The sequence below is a fragment of the Clostridium tyrobutyricum DSM 2637 = ATCC 25755 = JCM 11008 genome (genome assembly GCF_000359585.1).
Classification (GTDB): domain Bacteria; phylum Bacillota; class Clostridia; order Clostridiales; family Clostridiaceae; genus Clostridium_B; species Clostridium_B tyrobutyricum.
Map to the genome: position 1 here is coordinate 1 of NZ_APMH01000046.1, position 16,471 is coordinate 16,471.

Annotated in this window: 24 protein-coding genes; 8 read left to right on the plus strand and 16 right to left on the minus strand. The window is 29.3% G+C overall.

The annotated features are described in order from the left end of the window. A partial coding sequence (locus J418_RS0114590) for an MFS transporter (RefSeq protein WP_017895974.1) occupies positions 1-1,073 on the minus strand: 1,073 nt, incomplete at its 3' end. Between the two features lie 158 nt (positions 1,074-1,231). Then, a complete protein-coding gene (locus J418_RS0114595; RefSeq protein WP_017750918.1) occupies positions 1,232-2,188 on the minus strand; it encodes a thermonuclease family protein in 957 nt (318 codons plus the stop codon). Between the two features lie 169 nt (positions 2,189-2,357). Here J418_RS0114595 and J418_RS0114600 point away from each other — a divergent pair, with 169 nt between their 5' ends. Continuing rightward, positions 2,358-2,735, plus strand: coding sequence for a L,D-transpeptidase (locus tag J418_RS0114600; protein ID WP_026142672.1), 378 nt, complete (start codon positions 2,358-2,360; stop codon positions 2,733-2,735). Between the two features lie 383 nt (positions 2,736-3,118). Here the strand turns inward: J418_RS0114600 and J418_RS16905 are convergent, their stop codons facing one another. The 4 genes from J418_RS16905 to J418_RS16980 all read right to left on the minus strand — a co-directional run bounded on the left by J418_RS16905 (position 3,119) and on the right by J418_RS16980 (position 4,413). Continuing rightward, the gene (locus tag J418_RS16905; RefSeq protein ID WP_235807070.1) at positions 3,119-3,331 is read right to left on the minus strand and encodes a group II intron maturase-specific domain-containing protein; all 213 of its coding nucleotides are present in this window, start codon (positions 3,329-3,331) and stop codon (positions 3,119-3,121) included. Positions 3,332-3,536: 205 nt separating this feature from the next. Next, positions 3,537-3,896, minus strand: a complete 360-nt coding sequence (locus J418_RS15770; RefSeq protein WP_017752450.1) for a helix-turn-helix domain-containing protein — start codon at positions 3,894-3,896, stop codon at positions 3,537-3,539. A gap of 67 nt (positions 3,897-3,963) precedes the next feature. After that, positions 3,964-4,101, minus strand: coding sequence for a hypothetical protein (locus J418_RS16445; RefSeq protein WP_017752449.1), 138 nt, complete (start codon positions 4,099-4,101; stop codon positions 3,964-3,966). A gap of 186 nt (positions 4,102-4,287) precedes the next feature. After that, entirely contained in the window at positions 4,288-4,413 is a 126-nt protein-coding gene (locus tag J418_RS16980; protein WP_017752448.1) for a hypothetical protein, read from the minus strand. Between the two features lie 153 nt (positions 4,414-4,566). On the opposite strand from J418_RS16980, the gene J418_RS0114625 reads away from it, so the two are divergent. From J418_RS0114625 to J418_RS0114640, 4 genes are all read left to right on the plus strand, one after another. Continuing rightward, complete coding sequence (locus J418_RS0114625) at positions 4,567-4,737, plus strand: transposase (protein WP_017752447.1); 171 nt, start codon at positions 4,567-4,569, stop codon at positions 4,735-4,737. Between the two features lie 565 nt (positions 4,738-5,302). Then, complete coding sequence (locus J418_RS0114630) at positions 5,303-5,797, plus strand: hypothetical protein (RefSeq protein WP_017752446.1); 495 nt, start codon at positions 5,303-5,305, stop codon at positions 5,795-5,797. A 1,035-nt stretch (positions 5,798-6,832) separates the two neighbouring features. Then, on the plus strand, positions 6,833-7,132 hold the full coding sequence (locus J418_RS0114635) for a hypothetical protein (protein ID WP_017752445.1): 300 nt from the start codon (positions 6,833-6,835) through the stop codon (positions 7,130-7,132). 89 nt (positions 7,133-7,221) lie between these two features. Next, positions 7,222-8,073, plus strand: coding sequence for a DNRLRE domain-containing protein (locus J418_RS0114640; RefSeq protein WP_242822893.1), 852 nt, complete (start codon positions 7,222-7,224; stop codon positions 8,071-8,073). Positions 8,074-8,480: 407 nt separating this feature from the next. On the opposite strand, the gene J418_RS0114645 is transcribed toward J418_RS0114640, so the two are convergent. Then, positions 8,481-9,305: a methyl-accepting chemotaxis protein gene (locus J418_RS0114645; protein ID WP_017752443.1), complete on the minus strand. Its 825-nt coding sequence runs from the start codon at positions 9,303-9,305 to the stop codon at positions 8,481-8,483. 1,288 nt (positions 9,306-10,593) lie between these two features. Here J418_RS0114645 and J418_RS0114650 point away from each other — a divergent pair. Both J418_RS0114650 and J418_RS0114655 read left to right on the plus strand, forming a co-directional pair. Beyond that, positions 10,594-11,379, plus strand: coding sequence for a 4Fe-4S binding protein (locus J418_RS0114650; protein ID WP_235807071.1), 786 nt, complete (start codon positions 10,594-10,596; stop codon positions 11,377-11,379). Positions 11,380-11,399: 20 nt separating this feature from the next. Then, positions 11,400-11,660 carry a hypothetical protein gene (locus tag J418_RS0114655; RefSeq protein ID WP_017752441.1) on the plus strand — a complete coding sequence of 87 codons (261 nt, stop codon included), beginning with the start codon at positions 11,400-11,402 and terminating at the stop codon, positions 11,658-11,660. Positions 11,661-11,739: 79 nt separating this feature from the next. On the opposite strand, the gene J418_RS0114660 is transcribed toward J418_RS0114655, so the two are convergent. Next, positions 11,740-11,919: a hypothetical protein gene (locus tag J418_RS0114660; protein ID WP_017752440.1), complete on the minus strand. Its 180-nt coding sequence runs from the start codon at positions 11,917-11,919 to the stop codon at positions 11,740-11,742. Positions 11,920-12,103: 184 nt separating this feature from the next. Next, on the minus strand, positions 12,104-12,229 hold the full coding sequence (locus J418_RS16450) for an ASCH domain-containing protein (protein ID WP_017752439.1): 126 nt from the start codon (positions 12,227-12,229) through the stop codon (positions 12,104-12,106). Positions 12,230-12,669: 440 nt separating this feature from the next. Here J418_RS16450 and dmpI point away from each other — a divergent pair, with 440 nt between their 5' ends. Continuing rightward, positions 12,670-12,852, plus strand: a complete 183-nt coding sequence (dmpI, locus tag J418_RS0114670) for a 4-oxalocrotonate tautomerase DmpI (protein ID WP_017895978.1) — start codon at positions 12,670-12,672, stop codon at positions 12,850-12,852. On the opposite strand, the gene J418_RS17145 is transcribed toward dmpI, so the two are convergent. From J418_RS17145 to J418_RS16680, 7 genes are all read right to left on the minus strand, one after another. Beyond that, positions 12,791-12,973 carry a Lin1244/Lin1753 domain-containing protein gene (locus tag J418_RS17145; RefSeq protein WP_136711360.1) on the minus strand — a complete coding sequence of 61 codons (183 nt, stop codon included), beginning with the start codon at positions 12,971-12,973 and terminating at the stop codon, positions 12,791-12,793. The two genes, dmpI and J418_RS17145, sit on opposite strands and share 62 nt — an antisense overlap. 156 nt (positions 12,974-13,129) lie before the next feature. Next, complete coding sequence (locus J418_RS0114675) at positions 13,130-13,996, minus strand: exodeoxyribonuclease X C-terminal domain-containing protein (protein ID WP_017895979.1); 867 nt, start codon at positions 13,994-13,996, stop codon at positions 13,130-13,132. A gap of 12 nt (positions 13,997-14,008) precedes the next feature. Beyond that, positions 14,009-14,497 (minus strand): siphovirus Gp157 family protein, encoded by a 489-nt coding sequence (locus tag J418_RS0114680; RefSeq protein ID WP_017895980.1) that lies wholly within the window; start codon positions 14,495-14,497, stop codon positions 14,009-14,011. Further along, on the minus strand, positions 14,490-14,741 hold the full coding sequence (locus J418_RS0114685; protein ID WP_017752435.1) for a hypothetical protein: 252 nt from the start codon (positions 14,739-14,741) through the stop codon (positions 14,490-14,492). The genes J418_RS0114680 and J418_RS0114685 overlap by 8 nt, the downstream gene beginning before the upstream one ends. A gap of 182 nt (positions 14,742-14,923) precedes the next feature. After that, positions 14,924-15,193 (minus strand): hypothetical protein, encoded by a 270-nt coding sequence (locus J418_RS0114690; protein ID WP_017752434.1) that lies wholly within the window; start codon positions 15,191-15,193, stop codon positions 14,924-14,926. A 49-nt stretch (positions 15,194-15,242) separates the two neighbouring features. After that, positions 15,243-15,392: a hypothetical protein gene (locus J418_RS16675; protein WP_017752433.1), complete on the minus strand. Its 150-nt coding sequence runs from the start codon at positions 15,390-15,392 to the stop codon at positions 15,243-15,245. A 696-nt stretch (positions 15,393-16,088) separates the two neighbouring features. Continuing rightward, complete coding sequence (locus tag J418_RS16680; RefSeq protein WP_017752431.1) at positions 16,089-16,253, minus strand: hypothetical protein; 165 nt, start codon at positions 16,251-16,253, stop codon at positions 16,089-16,091. Positions 16,254-16,471: the final 218 nt, after the last annotated feature.

Consider the following 16,471-nt stretch of genomic DNA (forward strand, 5'->3'; position numbering starts at 1 on the left):
TTTCTATTGACTTTTACTAGCTGGTCTAAAAATCCCACACAATATGTCAAGAATGCTGCACCAAAATTATTAAATACCGTTATAATAGATGATGCAGCTGGTACATTTTCTTTTCCAACTTCACGTATTATATATCCTTGGATAGCAGGATATATAAGAGACATGGATATACCCATTATTCCAAAACCTATCAATGCATTAAAGATACTTTTACCTGATAATATAATAATGATTCCAAATATACTCATAATTACAGCAATAATAACGAATTTCAATCTGCCCACTTTTTCTAAAATTTTATCTCCAAAAAATCTACCTATAGTAAATAGGCTCCAGAAGCATATGAGGACATTTGGAACTTCTAACTTACTTAGCCCATAAAAGTTTTCAAGAAAACGTCCTGTCCAATTTCCCGTTCCTATCTCCGTTCCCTCATAGACTAATATTGCTATGGCAAGAAGAAGTATCATAGGAGTCTTTATCAATTGAAATGGGCTCTTTCCGTTAGAAGCTTTATCAGTATCGTTTTGTATCCCTTTAAGTTGGGCAGCATAAATAAAATATATCCCTATGATTACTATATGTATAATATAAGTATAATTAAAAAGTATACCTCTGCTTAATATGAATTTATCTATTGGCAGGCTTATAATTCCACCTAAGCCTACAAAAGCATTGGCCAAACTAAATTTCTGATACTTTTTAGATAATAAAGAGAGAATGGTACTTAGTATTAAAGTACCCATACCAACTGTAAATCCAGATATAAAATATCCTATTAAGAGTAAATAAAAGCTTCTTGAAACAATAATTATAAAGCTTGAAATAATAGCAAAAGAAAATCCTAAATATAAGGATTTTTTAAGTCCAAGTATATACATTATTTTACTTCCTAATATACTCATTATAAATGATGCAAAGAATATCATAGATGGAAGCAATGCAATAATATCATTGGACACATTGTAAGTCATTTTTATAGTTGTTATAAATGGTGCTAATGTATTGTAGAATAATGACATAAAAAAGAATCCTGCAAAAACAATTGTCATATTCTTGAAATCTCTATTCATATTTATTCCCCTCCTAGATTTTAACTTTCCAATTTATTTATATTTTTATTCAATATATTATCTTTTATTTATTTGGGAAATAAACTACTCTCACAATACAGGATTCTTGCTGTTCTTTTACACATTAAAAAGTCCTGGAGTTTATCCAGAACTTCTTTCTATTTTTTGATTGGTCTATATCCTGCCGCTTGTGCCTGTGCTTCGGTATCAAAATATTCTTCTGCTTTAGTTCTATTATAATATAGATCTCCATATAAATGATAAACTTTTTCACCCTTGGAATTTATATTTCCTTTTATTTTTCCATTTCCGGAAGAACTTAATATACCGCCGTTTTCACTAACTGAGTTGTTCGAACTGCCACTGCTTGAATCTGACCTAGGTGTATAGCTTTCAGAATTACTGGGAGATGTACTTTGGTAATTGCTACTACTTGAGCTCGATGGAGAACTTATTCCATCTCCCTTCGTGGTTCCATTAGGATTTACACCCCATAATCCTCTTTTATTTTCTCTAGCTTCACCACAAAACTTTCTAAAATAATCTGCATATTTTATATTTGGCTGAATTGTCATTTGTTCTGCATATCCATTTGAAGCAAGAATAGCATTAAACATTTTAGATCTAATTTCACTTTCATTTATTGCTGTAGGTGGTGAAATCCATATATATCTCAATAGCCTTCCATACTTGTCCGTAGTTCCTGCATCACTTTCAAGATATATAGTTTTTCCATATAACTGTGATTTTGTATAATTGCTGGCCTGCTCTCCATATTGCTCATGTTTTGTAGTAGATTCTGGAGTATTGACTCCTATAAATCTGACTTTTTCATACTGGCCATTTTCCAACATCACGCCAATAGTATCCCCATCCGTATGATGGGTTACTTTAGCTTTTTGGAGTTTTATTGGTGATGTTGTAACTGAATTACCTGAATCCTTAATTTGTGATGTACCTGCAACACTTTTGGAAACTGAACTTTGTGTTGTCTTCTGATTAGGTTTATTTTGGCTATTAACTGTAGAAGAATCTGAGCATCCGATAAATGTGAATAATAAAATTATTATAACAGATGATATCAAGAACTTGTTTATAAAACTTCTTTCTATCATTTAATATTCCTCCCCATTAATATATTCAGTCCATATTGTAACAAATTGTTCATATCTTGTCCACTTTATGACAATATAATACTTGACATTTGTACAACAGTATATTTTTAACACATTGTTTCAATTGTGAATATTATGTACATATAACTATATTTAGGTGGCATGTTAAATATTATTTTATTTATATCCACATATTTACTGTTACAGAGCTGAATATAATATAATTATAAATACAAAAACTCATACTCTTACATTATTTAAAGACAATATTATTTACAAAAATTATAAAGTGGCAGTGGGAAAACCATCCACTCCAACTCCTAAAGGAAATTTCAAAATAATTAATCGGGTCGTAAATCCAGGTGGTCCATTTTGGGCAAGATGGCTCGGCTTAAATACACCAAGTGGAAACTATGGAATTCATGGGACAAATAATCCTTCTTCAATTGGGAAAAGCGTTTCTAATGGATGTATAAGGATATTCAACAATCAAGTTATTGAATTAAGCAATATTGTTTCTATAGGTACATCAGTAAAAATAACATAATGTAGTTTTCAAGTAAAACAATCTACAAACAAGAAAAGAGTCTGTATAATTTGAACCGACCATTGTCAATACAACATCTGACACGTGACATTGATTGTGTCATTCCCTGTTTTTCCAGTTTATTTTGAAATACACAGTTTGTATAATCGACTAAAGAAAATGGATTACTCCCTTTCCCTCGTCTAAGAACCGTATGTGAGAGTTTCCCGCTCATACGGCTCAAGCATTCCTTCACCATTTAAAGTAATCTTTATCTATAAAAGGATTCTTTGAAATTTTTAAATTAGTATGTCTGATTATTTCCATTCTTCTTAGATTAATCAGGCTATATTCACCCGATGAGAATAGCCATCTCTTGCCATTCTTTTCATGCCAGTATTTGTTCAGTCTCCACCAACTGTTTTTGGTCTGTGTTTTGCCCATTGTTTTAGTAGAAGATATATAGTATTGTTAATATAAGAAAAAGTATGGCTTGCTACAACATGTCTGTGATAATTAGTCCATCCTCTAATTATGAGGTTTAATCTTCGGGTTATTTCTGATTGGGTTATAGCTTTTCCCTCTTTAAGGATGACATTTGAACATTTTTGTATCATGGTTTTTATAGAGTCCTTTGATGGTTTCACAATTAGTTTACCTTTAAATTTTCGGAAATTCCAACCAATAAAATCGAAACCATTGTCTATGTGTGTAATATTTGTCTTTTCATCTGATAAGGTCAGTCCTCTTGTTTTAAGAAAAGAACTAACTAAATCCTTTACTTCTTCTGCAATTTCCTTTGTTTTTGCAGTGATTATAAAATCATCTTGGATCGTAATCCTTGAGTTTCATATCGCTATTATACCTCAAAATCCATCTATGAAGTGTTTCAATTGACTTAATTCCATACTTTCCGGCTAAAGAATATATAGATCCTCTGCCATCTATATATTCTTCTACAACTTTCAGTTTAAAAGATTTTGTGTAAACTGGATTTTTTATTGCAGAAAGAAGGCTGTCAGGCCCATGCTTTCGATAAGAACTAATCCAATATCTCATATTTCCATTAACACTTTTAAGACCAAGGTCCTGAGCAATCTGCTGTAAAGAACGTTCACCATTAATGTAATCTTCACATGCTTTTACTTTTACATCAAAAGAATATTTTGGTTTTCTAGACATAGAAAAACCCTCTTAAAGTAGTTTTGGTTATTTTCCATGTCTACTTTAAGGGGATCATATCAATTAATTAAGACTCTTTTCTAACTGTTTTATATTTTGATTTACTTTTATCACCTGGATTTATATACTCAAAATCTCCATTTGAATTTTTCTTTATTCCTAATTTTACATACTCCTTATTTTTAACTTTATACTTATTAGCCATAGTTGCCACCTCTAAATTAGTATATATGATAATATAATTTTTATACTTAATATTCTTTTACCTTAATTACATTACACCTAAATGTCTAATATATGGAAAGTTGAAATTTTATATCGATATATCCATCAAAAATAATCATATAATGATTGGGTCCAAATTATTCTTTAGTTATAAAAAAGAAGGTAGTTAATCTTCCTTCTCAGTATCATTTTTCTCAATTTCATCATTAACATTTTTATCATTGGCCTTACTAAGTAAATAACTAAAGTCAGTTAGTTCTATTTTTTTTCCCTTATTATTTTTACGTCCCAAACAAATCACCTCTTACTTATAGTATAACCCATATACACATGTTATAACACCTATTTTTTCAAGCATGCTATTAAGTTATTATTGGCGCTAGTATAAAAATGTGGACACAAAAATTCGAACGATATAAAATAAAAGAAAGGGAGTGTCTGCACAGTGTCAAATAGATCTAAGAGATATACTGAAGATTTCAAAAATACAATAGTTGAGCTTTATAATTCAGGTAAAACCCTGAGTGAATTAAACAGCGAATATGGCGCATCTAAATCAACAATAAAATTATGGATTAAAAAGGCAGCACCAATCAGGAGCGTTTCAACAATTTAACTCCTATCGAAGTAAGAAATGCTGCATTGCAAAGTGAACATCCAATCCAGTATCCCATTCCAGAAAATAAACGAATACAAGCCTATAAGGCAGAATTGGAAGCAAAGAAACAAAGTGCATAAGAAATGCGACCAGCAATGTGGGAGCATCAACTTATATATTTTTAATTATTTAAACTGTCTACTTGACAGAGGTCGGTTCAAAGTTACGGATGCTTATTTGTACATTTTTACTTTTAAAAACCAAAAAGCGTGTTGATTTTTATAAGAAATTATTAAAACAACTGAGTATTACTTAGGTACATTCATTGCCCCTATACATATAATCAATACTGATACAATCATAATTTTAACTTTTTTACTAAATCTAAATCCGGAAATACATTTTAATAAACTTTTCAATTATTTGTCTCTTATTCTAATATCTTAATTACATTGTAATAATTGATTTACTTCTTGCCCATTTTATTACAATTAAAAGACTTGCATCCAATTATAAGTAAATACAGTAACTGAAATCATTAGTTCTGCATAAGCTATATTAAATAATTATAGTGAGGCATAATATGAAAAAATTTCAAAGCTTTTATGGCATTGTTATTAAGATTGATGATTTTTTAATAGATGAAACAGGTAAATCAGATGGATGTTATAAATTAATGTCTGTACAAGACTCAAATAGAAATGTAGTTAATTTTGTAATATCACCATCTACTTACTTTGTAGATCATGAGATTATACAAATAGGTGATATTATAATTGGATTCTATAATGCTAATGCAGCCGTACCATTAATTTTTCCACCACGATTTAGAGCAATTGTAATAGCAAGAGATACACCATATAGAAATGTAAAAGTAGACTATTTCAATAATGAATTGATAAATACTGATAATACATTAAAATTAAATATCTCATCCAATACCCAAATATTGCTTGAAAATGGACAGCTATTTACTAAAAGTCCTAATAATCGTAATCTAATAGTTACTTACGGTCCTACTACAAGAAGTATCCCAGCCCAGACTAATCCTTATAAAATTATAGTAATGTGTTCCTAATATATTAAATATAAAGCATAAACACACTCTTGAAACTATATTTTTAACTAAATTATTACTCCTTAAACTTCCAGTATAATAACTTTGATTATGCACATTATAATTATATAAGGTTATCAATTTATTAATATTTGATATTTACATAAGCTAAAATATCATGCTTAAATATGTTGATATATACCTTTATACTGGGGATGACGAATCCCCAGTGCTTAAAAATACTTTATTAGTAATTTTGATTTATAAGATTATTGCTCATATTAACCATTATTATGTTAGGGTTTTATTCCTAAACTTCCAATTTTTAAAATGCAAGACACCGTAAAATTCTTTTGAATAGTACTGTGTCTTGCATTTCTTGGATTTAAGCAATATATAAAATTATCAAATAAAAATATTTACACTTGATAACATTCATGATACTATTATACGAAAGATAGATCTGTATTAATACAGTTTGGTTATCATTTTCTACTATTTCACTATAACATTTTTATCTTCTGTACATATTTTTTCTAATTTATCTCTTAAAGTTTTCTTTTGGACGATAGCAAAAATAAGCGTCCTTAATAAAGTATGCTTATTTTTCAACATGTTTATTTAGTATGTAGTGGCAAGTTGCACTTAAGTTTATGTACCCTGTAACCACAGGCACCAGTTTGATAATTACCATTACTTTTCTTCATATATGTAAAATCATTATTTTCATTGTCTCTAAGGTATTTCCTTAGGACAGTTATTATTATATATGGTATTTGTTACATCTTAGTGTTGTATTGGTTAACTATTTGTAAACAATTTACACCATCAAGTGGTATTAACGATAGAATTGTTCTTAATGTTCATGCCAACTAATATAATCTAAGTAAAATATTTAGGCAGTCACCAATAAACCCTTGCTGGTAATGTGTTGTCAGCTTATTTACACATTGCTGGTATTAATTCTATTAGTAACAATTTCACGAATTTTAAATACTATATTTATTAGACAGAAGTTTATATCTATACTAAATAAATTAAGGAAGTGAATAATATATGGCTGCATTACCAGTAGATTTTGATACACCACAAACTGCTTCTGGACAATTAGTTACAATAACAGGGACTGTACCCGTAGGAGCTAGTTTCGTTGAAGCAGTTCAATTAGATGTTCTTAGAGCTGACGCTAGTCATGAGTATTTCTCTATGTCTGTTGTTTATGACAATTCAACAGGTACAACCCCATTAGCTGTTAATGATACTCTTAACCTTGCAATTGTTCCAAAATTAGAAACAGATGAAACTGTAACATTAACGAGTTATGGGTCATTAAAAGCTCAAATAGTTCAGTCATAATATAAATATATAGATGACCAAAGCATGAAAATGTTATTGGTCATCTATTTTATCATTTTAAATTGGAGGTGATATCCTTGGATACTTTTATGATTCCAGCAAGTAAAAGTCTAACATTGACTGATAAAATTCCAAATGGGAATATTCAAGACTGCAAAATGATCGTAGGATGTGATGGCGAATTTGAGTATCATAGTTTACTTTATTTCAATATTTCTTCATTACCAAATAATATTATAGTAACCAAGGCGGAATTAACACTCTTTAAATGTGATTGTTTTTACGATGATAAGAGCGCTGAGTTTATACTATATCCAATATACGACCATTTCAGCTTATACACTACTTATTTTAGAATTCCATCAACGGATAAATTTAGTGGAACCAAGTTTTATCCAATGATATCAAAATCAACAATTGCTATAGATATAACTCATATAGTTTCTTCATGGATTAAAAATATTTCATCAAACAAGGGTATAATGATTTCTAATATATGGAACAACTATATAGCAAGCTTTGGCTCAGCATTAGCAAAAAAACAACATATAGTTCCTTTTATAACTATTGCTTATGAACATAATAGTACCGAATACGCTAAAAATAGCAAATCACATTGCAGTCATGATTTTCATCTATCAGTACAAATAGTTAATAGTTGTAATCCTATTATTTCTCCAAATCCTAGTTTAACCGAAGTCATAGCAACTGGAACAATTGAACAACATTCTATATTTGTAGTAATAATAGAATTAGTTGTAACGAGAGATAATGGTACTATTGATAAATATTATGTTTCAGATGAATATATCAATTCTACTGATGAACCACTGAATATTAATAAGACATATTCAATTCCTGTAGTACCTGCACTTAATACATGTGATTTAGTAACAAGTGCTAATATTTACGGCGCTTATAGGGGTTACGCCAGCATTTAGAACAAAACCCAATCTAAGATATAAATTGATATAAAACATACTTTTTAACTACTCTAAACCAATATCATCCATAGAAAAGTATCGTAATATTAAATACACATTAAAGTAGGATTTGTCAGTTCTATTGGCTGTGCACTTATAAAAATAAATTAAAAAGAGTATCCCTATATTCCTTATTATCATGGAAGACCGATAACTTTATACTATGGATGATGAATCCCCCAGTGTTTAAATAATTGTAGTTCTCCTATAACCATTGCTGTGCCAGGATTTCACCCCCGGCTTTTTTATTTGAAATATAAAATTGCTGTAAAAATTCATCTAAATAATACGTTGTTGTAAAGAATTATTATTTTTTAATTATGCTGTTGAATAAACAATACTAAAATCAACATGAAACAGTAACTTTATTTTACCTTTGCAATATCAGACATAGTTTGGGCACTTTGAGTTATTTGTTCCAATGTAGCAGTTATTTCTTCAGTTGCAGCTGATTGACTTTCTGAAACAGATTGAACTTGATTTACTATATTAAAAATATTTTTGATATTTTTATTCATTTCTAATAATATTTCTGAAATTTTCTTTGATGATTTACTACTTGATTTAGCCAACTTTCTCATTTCATTTGCAACAACTGTAAAGCCCTTGCCTTGCTCGCCTGCTCTAGCTGCCTCTATAGCTGCATTAAGCCCCAATAAATTTGATTGTGAAGCAATATTCCCTATCATACTTATTATTTCATTGCTTTCTGATATCTCTTTTTCTGTTTGTTGTGTAATTTCCGCCAGATTATCTATCATGTTAAGCAACTTTTCTGCTCCTGCATTAATCTCTTCAATACTCGCACTAGTCTCTTCAAGAGAAGAAAATAAGGTGTCTGCTGATTCCTCAACTTTAAATTGTTCATCTAGACTTTTTCCTATACCAATACCACCTATAACATTTCCATTGGAATCCTTAATTGGATATGTAATTTCTTTAAACGAGATTCCAAATATCTCTTTAGAAACTATTTCACTATATGATTTACCATCTTTAAGTGTTTTATATAACATGATATCAGTTGGTACGCTACTGCCTATATTTATTTTTACATCTAGAGCATCTCCTGGTCTATAGGATAAAAATGTTGTAGTATCTGCAATGGCTACTGCTATATCCTCACGCAATATATCTTTAAGTTTTGGCATAACGTGTAAGTAGGCTTCTAAGATCCCTTTTTTTAACATAATAATTCTCCTCCAAAATAGATTTTAACTTGTATCGATATTATTCGACAAAAAATGATTATTTCCTGTTGATTTTATTTATTTTGCTATATAATAGAGAAATTATCATTTAAATTTATTTTGCTTTTGCGATTATCATACTATATAACTATCCTTAAAACTTCTTTAAAAAAACACCCTAATTAAAGGATGTTTTTTTTAATATATTGTTGGGGGAACAACAATTTATCTAGTGGCAGTTGCACTTAAGTTTAATGTACCCTGCAACCACAGGCACCAGTTTGGTAATTACCATTACTTTTCTTCATATATGCAAAACCATTACTTTCCTTTTTCCTGAGGTATTCCTTAGAACACTTATTATTCTATATGGTTTTTATTACAACTTAATGTCATATTTATTAATTATTTGTAACAAAATATAACATTTTATTAATAAAAAAATAAACATTCGATATCTAATAAAATGCTTATCTTTTCCTCAAAGTATGTTTACTTAGGACATATACCATTATATGTGTAATTTATTTTCATAAAAAGCATTTACTATTAATTATTGTTAAAAAATAACCTATTATAAGTTCTTATCCGTATTTCGTTTATTTTGATTTTACTCTTTATAAATAACCATAGCAATATATTTTTATTTTACCCTGTAATGGCCAAATTTATGCATAAAATAATATTGAAATTATTTCTTTTATACAAACAAAAGTAAGCATCTGAGTGGTTGACTCAAAATGCTTACTTTTGTTATAGTGAATTATTGTGGTAATGGTATCTATATTCAGCTTCAGTTACTATTTTAACTTTACACTGTTAAGAGCATATTAACTGCAAATTAATATCCCTTAATCTATTATCCTGGCCCTATATTTCTCAAACGGACTTACAAACCTCTTTGGTTATATTATAGAATAGCGCTAGAAATATTCTACTATTATATCGCATTCAAATATTCTTCTAATTCTTGTTGAGTTAATTCCACTGTTATAATCATATCATCAACTCCTGTCATCCATAATAAATTAAATTTCCGCACATACTATAAATACTTTTCATATTGTTCTTATACTTAACCAGGGATTTTACCCCCTGGTTTTTTCCTTATAATTTCTTTGTTTTTGGAATATAAAAACTGGATTGGATCTTTATATTCAAATTACGAATTGAAGTTACATATTGATTAATATTGACATAAAAAGCCACTTTTGATATACTGTGTTGTGTTAGTGATAATGATACTCATTATCACTATTTTTATTAAAGGAGAATTGCTTTGAAATCAATGTCAATTAACTTAACCGATTTAATTAGAAAATATTCTCGTATTATACTTCAAATTGCCTTCTTTAGTTGTCTGATATTTAAGTTTGAATATGGAGTTGCTATTTGGATTCTGATTTCATTATTATCCATGTTTTTGGGGAGAATATACTGCGGCTTTTTTTGTACTTGGGGAACTTATCAGGAATGGATAGGAATGCTTGGTAAAAAAATTTTCAAACATAAATTTGACACTTTTATCCCTAAAAAGGTGGATAATGTTCTGAGCTGCTTTCGCTATGTGGTAATGATTGCCTATGCCTTTTTTGCTGAATCATTTTTTACATCAAAAATAGTTGCAAACTTAGGTGGGCCAAATACAGATGCGCTTGTAAACATAATATTTTCAAGAAAAATTGTTACTGTATCTGTAATAATTTCTCTCTTCATATTTACAATTTTATCTCTTCTTATAAACAGGCCTTATTGTAAATACCTTTGCCATGGATCTGTAGAAGCAGGAGCACTAAGCTTTGCAAAAATTTTTAAATTGAGAAGAAATCCTAACATTTGCGTAAACTGTCACAAATGCGAAAATGTATGCCCTATGAATGTACCCATAACAAAGATGGAAACAGTATATGATAGATACTGTATCTCCTGTTTTCAGTGTATCGGGGATAGAGGATGCCCTAAAAAAGATGCACTTTATTTGGACATGCATCCTATAAAAACGTTCTTAAAAGAAAAAAATAAGAAATACTCAAAAGAAGATAAAATCAATCATGTGGTTCAAAAAGATATATAATTTGAGGAAGTGATATTTTCATGAAAAGTATATGGGATATAGTAAGCAATATTGTAGTAGTCTCAGCTATACTACTGAATATATTAATTAGTATGAAATGGTTTAGAAAATCACAGGATAAAAATAGGAGAATATATAAAGTATTACGGACTATGCAAGTTGTCAGCATAGTTTTCATATGTATATATACAGTTTCAAATCTACAGTATTATGTAGGACAGATTGTTCAAGGTGGTAAAACACATACTCTTTTAAAAACGCTGTTTTTCACTATTGAATAAAAATAGTATATTAAAGGTAGCACTAAACCAAAATATTTGATTTATATGCTTCCTTTTTTATTTTGCAAACAGTGAAAATCTAACTTCTAAATAGCTGTTTGCAATTACAAGAATAATTTAATTTTCTTTCAAATAACAATAAAACCATAAAACTGAGTCTATATTTTACTAGCCTGTATCCATTCTTCCCGATTAGATATATTTTTAATAATTTCTCTTTTCTCCCTGTAGCAGCTTGCTGACTTATTCCAAGCTTCATTCCTACCTGCTAGCCTGCTTTTCCATGTTTGTATTTTTCCTCCAAGATCCCATAATCCTCAATTCTTAAATTCTTAATGCAATCTACTAATTGCACTTAGCAATAATCATTCCCACTGGAATTTCATTTATATTTATACTTTTAAGTGATTCTTTAATAATTGGATTCTTCAAAGCCTATTTATCTATGTTTTGCCTGCATGAATAAGCAAAGATCCGCGATATTTTGTTCTCCATAACCTAGTTTCTATATGTTTATCTCCTAAGGTTATGAGTGAATCCCAAGATTGTATTATAGTCAAAACTTTCATAATTTCACTTCCTGTCATGTATAATAATTGTAATTCCGAACATACTATAAATGTTTTCCCCCATATTTGTTTTTATGCATTACCAGGATTTTTCCTCATGGTCTTTTTTATTTTATATAATACATAAAACTTCCAGCATAATATACCTGATTTCTGTACATCCTATTTCATATAAGGTTATTAATATATTGAATATATTAATATTTAATGTTTACATAAACTAAAATATTATGCTGAAGTATATTGGTAGTTACCTTTATACTGGGGATGATGAATCCCCAGTGTTTAAATAATTATAGTAATCTTTAACTATTGCTATGCCAGGATTTCACCCCTGGCCTTTTTTATTTAATTTACGAATTGACTTGCACATAATAATTTTACTTTAGTTGTTCAAATCTATATAATATTCTTATAAATTATATTTAAGGAGTGATTCTATGCCACTTATAAAAATTGAAGGTCCTAAAATTACAAAAGAACAAAAAGAGCAGCTTGTAAGCGAACTTGTAACTTCCGCAAGTAAAATTCTTAATATTCCTGAACAAGCCTTCGTTACTCTTATAAAAGAAAATAAGTTGGAAAATATTGGCTCAGGGACTCAATTATTATCCGATAAATAAAAGTAATTCTTATAAATGCTAGGTATCCATAACCCTCTGCTCCATACTTACTTATCATTGCAGGTATTTTGGGATCATTTCTGGCATTATAGTCATGCAAGAAATAATAAGTCTCTTTCATAATTTCTCCTCTATATTAAAATTTTAAAGCAGGATGCCAGAACGGCACCGGCACTCTACTTTAAAATTTTTCAATCATTACACTTATCTAGTACAAATCAAAATATCCCTTCTAGTCTCAAGTTCCATCTGTCTATATTCTTCATCAATTTCAAAATCAAAAGGGTAAATCACTATCATTTACTGTTGGAATATCATCCTTTGATGCTTCATTAGGAACATTGTTATCAGGTTTACTGTTTTTACTGCTAAGAACCATTGAACATGCTTTTCTCATGGAAGCATCCTTGGCATTTTTAGCTAACCATTCAATATAATCTGGAGCCTCAGACATTATATGTCCAAGTGTCTTACCTTTGTGTTTTCCAAACTTAACTTGAATGTTTACTACTTCATCAGCTTTCATATTCTCTATATTTTCTCTTTCCTGAAGCTGAGTCATATCCTCAATATCCTGAGTAAATATTTCTGAGAGACTTGCTACTGTAAGTGTTGCATCTATCTGGGCTCTTTTCTTTGCCATTTTAAGTATTGTGTTAGCCTGACTGCATATATCATCATTTTCAATTTTATATTTTGTAATTCCATAATTGTTCGTTTTAGCTTTTAAAGTACTTGTATCTAATCCTATAGAAAGTTCCTCTTCTTTTACCCATCTCCAACGATATTTATCTTCTTTAGAATTGCAGCTTCCAACACCTTCAGTTATCTTCTGACCATTCTTTCTTAATATGCACTTGATGGTATATGCAAATACTCCCTTGTCATAATCCTCAATTTTCTCAATTATGTCATATTCACTTGTAAGTCCCATGAGCATGAGTATTTTTTCCGCACCTGGCTTAAGTAAGGTTGGCTTTGTAACTCCTCCAATTTCTCCATAATCATGTCCTCTTTTTAAAGTTTTCTGAATTATTGATTGAAACTGTGCTATCTTACCTAATGTATTTCTTATTTCTCCTATTTCTAAGCTATCCAATAAACTTATTACTTTGTTTTGAGGTCTAACTAATGTGGTTTCCATAAATATTTCCTCCTATCTAATTCTTAAGCTTTCATTCTGTGCTATATCGACACCATTTACTTCCACACCAATTTTTATATCTTGCAAAATTAATTTTTTATCAATCTTAGGTTCTTGAGGAACTAAATACTTTCCTGGAATTGATTTGGAGTCTTTTACAATTACTTGTTTAGGATTTCTTTGTATTGCAAGTGTAAATAACTTTCCTTGTATTTTCTTTTTTCCAATAGAATTCATTTGATCATAAACATATCTCTTTAATGTTTCTACTCTATTTTCTAAAACACGTTTTCTATCTTGAAGTCTCTTAATTTCATCGTTAATTCCTTCAACATCTACTTTCATACTTCTAATAAGTTTTGCTATATTTTCTACTTTAATATTGAATTCCTCATCTATACCATCAAAAGCTTTCTTTATTTCCTCATCTGGAAATTCCAGGTTGTCCAAAAGTTCCTGAATATTCCTGTATCTACTACCTATATCATATAATTTACTCAACTACCATTTCCTTCTTGTCCACCATTTTAGATACTTGGGGAACACTTATTTCTTGAGCATCTTCAACTACTTCATTTCCCAAAATTTCAATTTCAATTTTAATTATTGCAGGATATTTTTTATAATCCTCTAAGCTTTTTAAGTTTCTAAACTTTTCAAGTAAGAATTTATCAAATTCTTTGTCATTTATCTGAATTCCAAACTTTGATTTTTCCAGTATACAACCATCAGTACTATATTTCATTTTATTTCCTCCTATTTTGAGAATTAAAAATAGATACTCTATTTTAATTTCCCACCATTTTTATTTTTTAAACTTATTTAAAATTTTATTTTAAAATTTATTTTTTTATTAAAAAATTTTCCATATTTGATTTTCCTCTCATTTCACGATAAATTGAGAATAATAAATTTTTACCTTTTTAATTAAAGGCTTTCTTTTTTATATCTATCTAAGACCTTCAAATATTCTTGATATATATCATCTGCAATCCTTAAGCATAGTGCTGCTTGACCAGAACGCATTAAAATCATTTTTGCAGTATTATCAACTACAACGATCTTATTTTTTTCAACAAATTCTAATATTCCATCATTCTCTGAATAATCTTTTATGCAAACATGAGTTTGTAGAAAACTTTCTTCAGGTTTTACAGTTATTCTTGCTACTACTGAAGAATCGTCAGTATCAATCAAAGTTAAAACTATATTTTTATTATTAAAGAATTTATTTTCTCTATATTCCTTAGTTCGGGCACCAGTAAATAAAACTGTACCTTAAATCCCATATATCCTGAAAATTCCATGCTGATTGATATGTAGTTATAGATATTATTCTCCCACTGGAAGGTACGGTAAACTCTATATATACTGCTAATTTATGAAATACTTTCATTTCTTTTTCACCTCACCCCCTTAATAGCAACTCTAACCCTTCTAAAGCAATCATGCATAATAAGTCTTTGATAATCATAAAAGGAGAGGTGCTCGCCTCTCCTAGATTTATTCTTATTTTGTTTTTCAATTTTATCCTTGAGGATATCTTTGACCCTCACACCTCTCCACATTCTTTGAAAAACAAAAATAAGCACCCCAATTATGGGATACTTATTGTGAGTTTAAATTGTTGGGGTAACAATTTATCTGATGGTAGTTGCGCTTAGTTTTATATTCTCTCACACAAGATATAGTATTAAATTTTACGGTTTCCCTCATCGGAACTCCATTTAACTCTGGAGCCAAAGGTTTATCAAAAAAGGAGAATTTAACAGTTACCATCAATTATAATCCCTGGTGCATTATCACAATACCTATTATATTACATTTTGGCAATATTTTAATTCCTATGTAATTTCAATTTAGTTTCCAAATAATTCCTTAAAGACAGCTATTTATGTTTAATGAAAAATTTACCGATAACACATACAATTATAATTAAAGCACTAATAGCAATAGGAATCCCAATAACATTTTTTATATCTATATACATTTTATCCACTTCATCCCTCCCAAAATTTATCATGTTATAAAAATTACAACATACATTAATTCACTGCACTAACACAAGGTTCCCAATTAGCAATATTCCCAATCAGCCTGTGTCCTGTCTTAGTAACAGCACCCTGTGTGTCATATTGAATTTCATACCTATCTGCCAGTCAGCTTTACTATATTTATATTTTTCCTTCAAAAAATCCTGATCTTCAATCCTTAAATCTTTTATATTAACTTCAAGCACAGAATTACTGGATTCCATATTTCATAACCGTTCTTCTATGGCTGCTACCTCAACAACTTATCCATTATACACAGTAAAGTCCTCTCAACATAGGTTTCACTTGTAGGACTTGTCTGAAACCCACGGATGCAAAGAACTTATTTAGAAGTTATAAAAACTTATTAATAAAATCAGGTGTAGAGCATAAAAAATTTCATTGCTTAAGAGACATACTTATGCTTCAAAATTATTTGCAA

Bases quoted from the DNA above. Each gene is read 5' to 3' on its own strand.
- J418_RS0114635 (WP_017752445.1), top strand. From the start codon at position 6,833: ATGGCTGCATTACCAGTAGATTTTGATACACCACAAACTGCTTCTGGA.
- J418_RS0114645 (WP_017752443.1), bottom strand. From the start codon at position 9,305: ATGTTAAAAAAAGGGATCTTAGAAGCCTACTTACACGTTATGCCAAAA.
- J418_RS0114660 (WP_017752440.1), bottom strand. From the start codon at position 11,919: ATGAAGCTTGGAATAAGTCAGCAAGCTGCTACAGGGAGAAAAGAGAAA.
- J418_RS0114595 (WP_017750918.1), bottom strand. From the start codon at position 2,188: ATGATAGAAAGAAGTTTTATAAACAAGTTCTTGATATCATCTGTTATA.
- J418_RS15770 (WP_017752450.1), bottom strand. From the start codon at position 3,896: ATGTCTAGAAAACCAAAATATTCTTTTGATGTAAAAGTAAAAGCATGT.
- J418_RS0114630 (WP_017752446.1), top strand. From the start codon at position 5,303: ATGAAAAAATTTCAAAGCTTTTATGGCATTGTTATTAAGATTGATGAT.
- J418_RS0114650 (WP_235807071.1), top strand. From the start codon at position 10,594: ATGTCAATTAACTTAACCGATTTAATTAGAAAATATTCTCGTATTATA.
- J418_RS0114655 (WP_017752441.1), top strand. From the start codon at position 11,400: ATGAAAAGTATATGGGATATAGTAAGCAATATTGTAGTAGTCTCAGCT.
- J418_RS16905 (WP_235807070.1), bottom strand. From the start codon at position 3,331: ATGATACAAAAATGTTCAAATGTCATCCTTAAAGAGGGAAAAGCTATA.
- dmpI (WP_017895978.1), top strand. From the start codon at position 12,670: ATGCCACTTATAAAAATTGAAGGTCCTAAAATTACAAAAGAACAAAAA.
- J418_RS0114685 (WP_017752435.1), bottom strand. From the start codon at position 14,741: ATGAAATATAGTACTGATGGTTGTATACTGGAAAAATCAAAGTTTGGA.
- J418_RS16445 (WP_017752449.1), bottom strand. From the start codon at position 4,101: ATGGCTAATAAGTATAAAGTTAAAAATAAGGAGTATGTAAAATTAGGA.
- J418_RS17145 (WP_136711360.1), bottom strand. From the start codon at position 12,973: ATGAAAGAGACTTATTATTTCTTGCATGACTATAATGCCAGAAATGAT.
- J418_RS0114640 (WP_242822893.1), top strand. From the start codon at position 7,222: ATGATTCCAGCAAGTAAAAGTCTAACATTGACTGATAAAATTCCAAAT.
- J418_RS16450 (WP_017752439.1), bottom strand. From the start codon at position 12,229: ATGAAAGTTTTGACTATAATACAATCTTGGGATTCACTCATAACCTTA.
- J418_RS0114675 (WP_017895979.1), bottom strand. From the start codon at position 13,996: ATGGAAACCACATTAGTTAGACCTCAAAACAAAGTAATAAGTTTATTG.
- J418_RS16680 (WP_017752431.1), bottom strand. From the start codon at position 16,253: ATGGAATCCAGTAATTCTGTGCTTGAAGTTAATATAAAAGATTTAAGG.
- J418_RS16675 (WP_017752433.1), bottom strand. From the start codon at position 15,392: ATGAAAGTATTTCATAAATTAGCAGTATATATAGAGTTTACCGTACCT.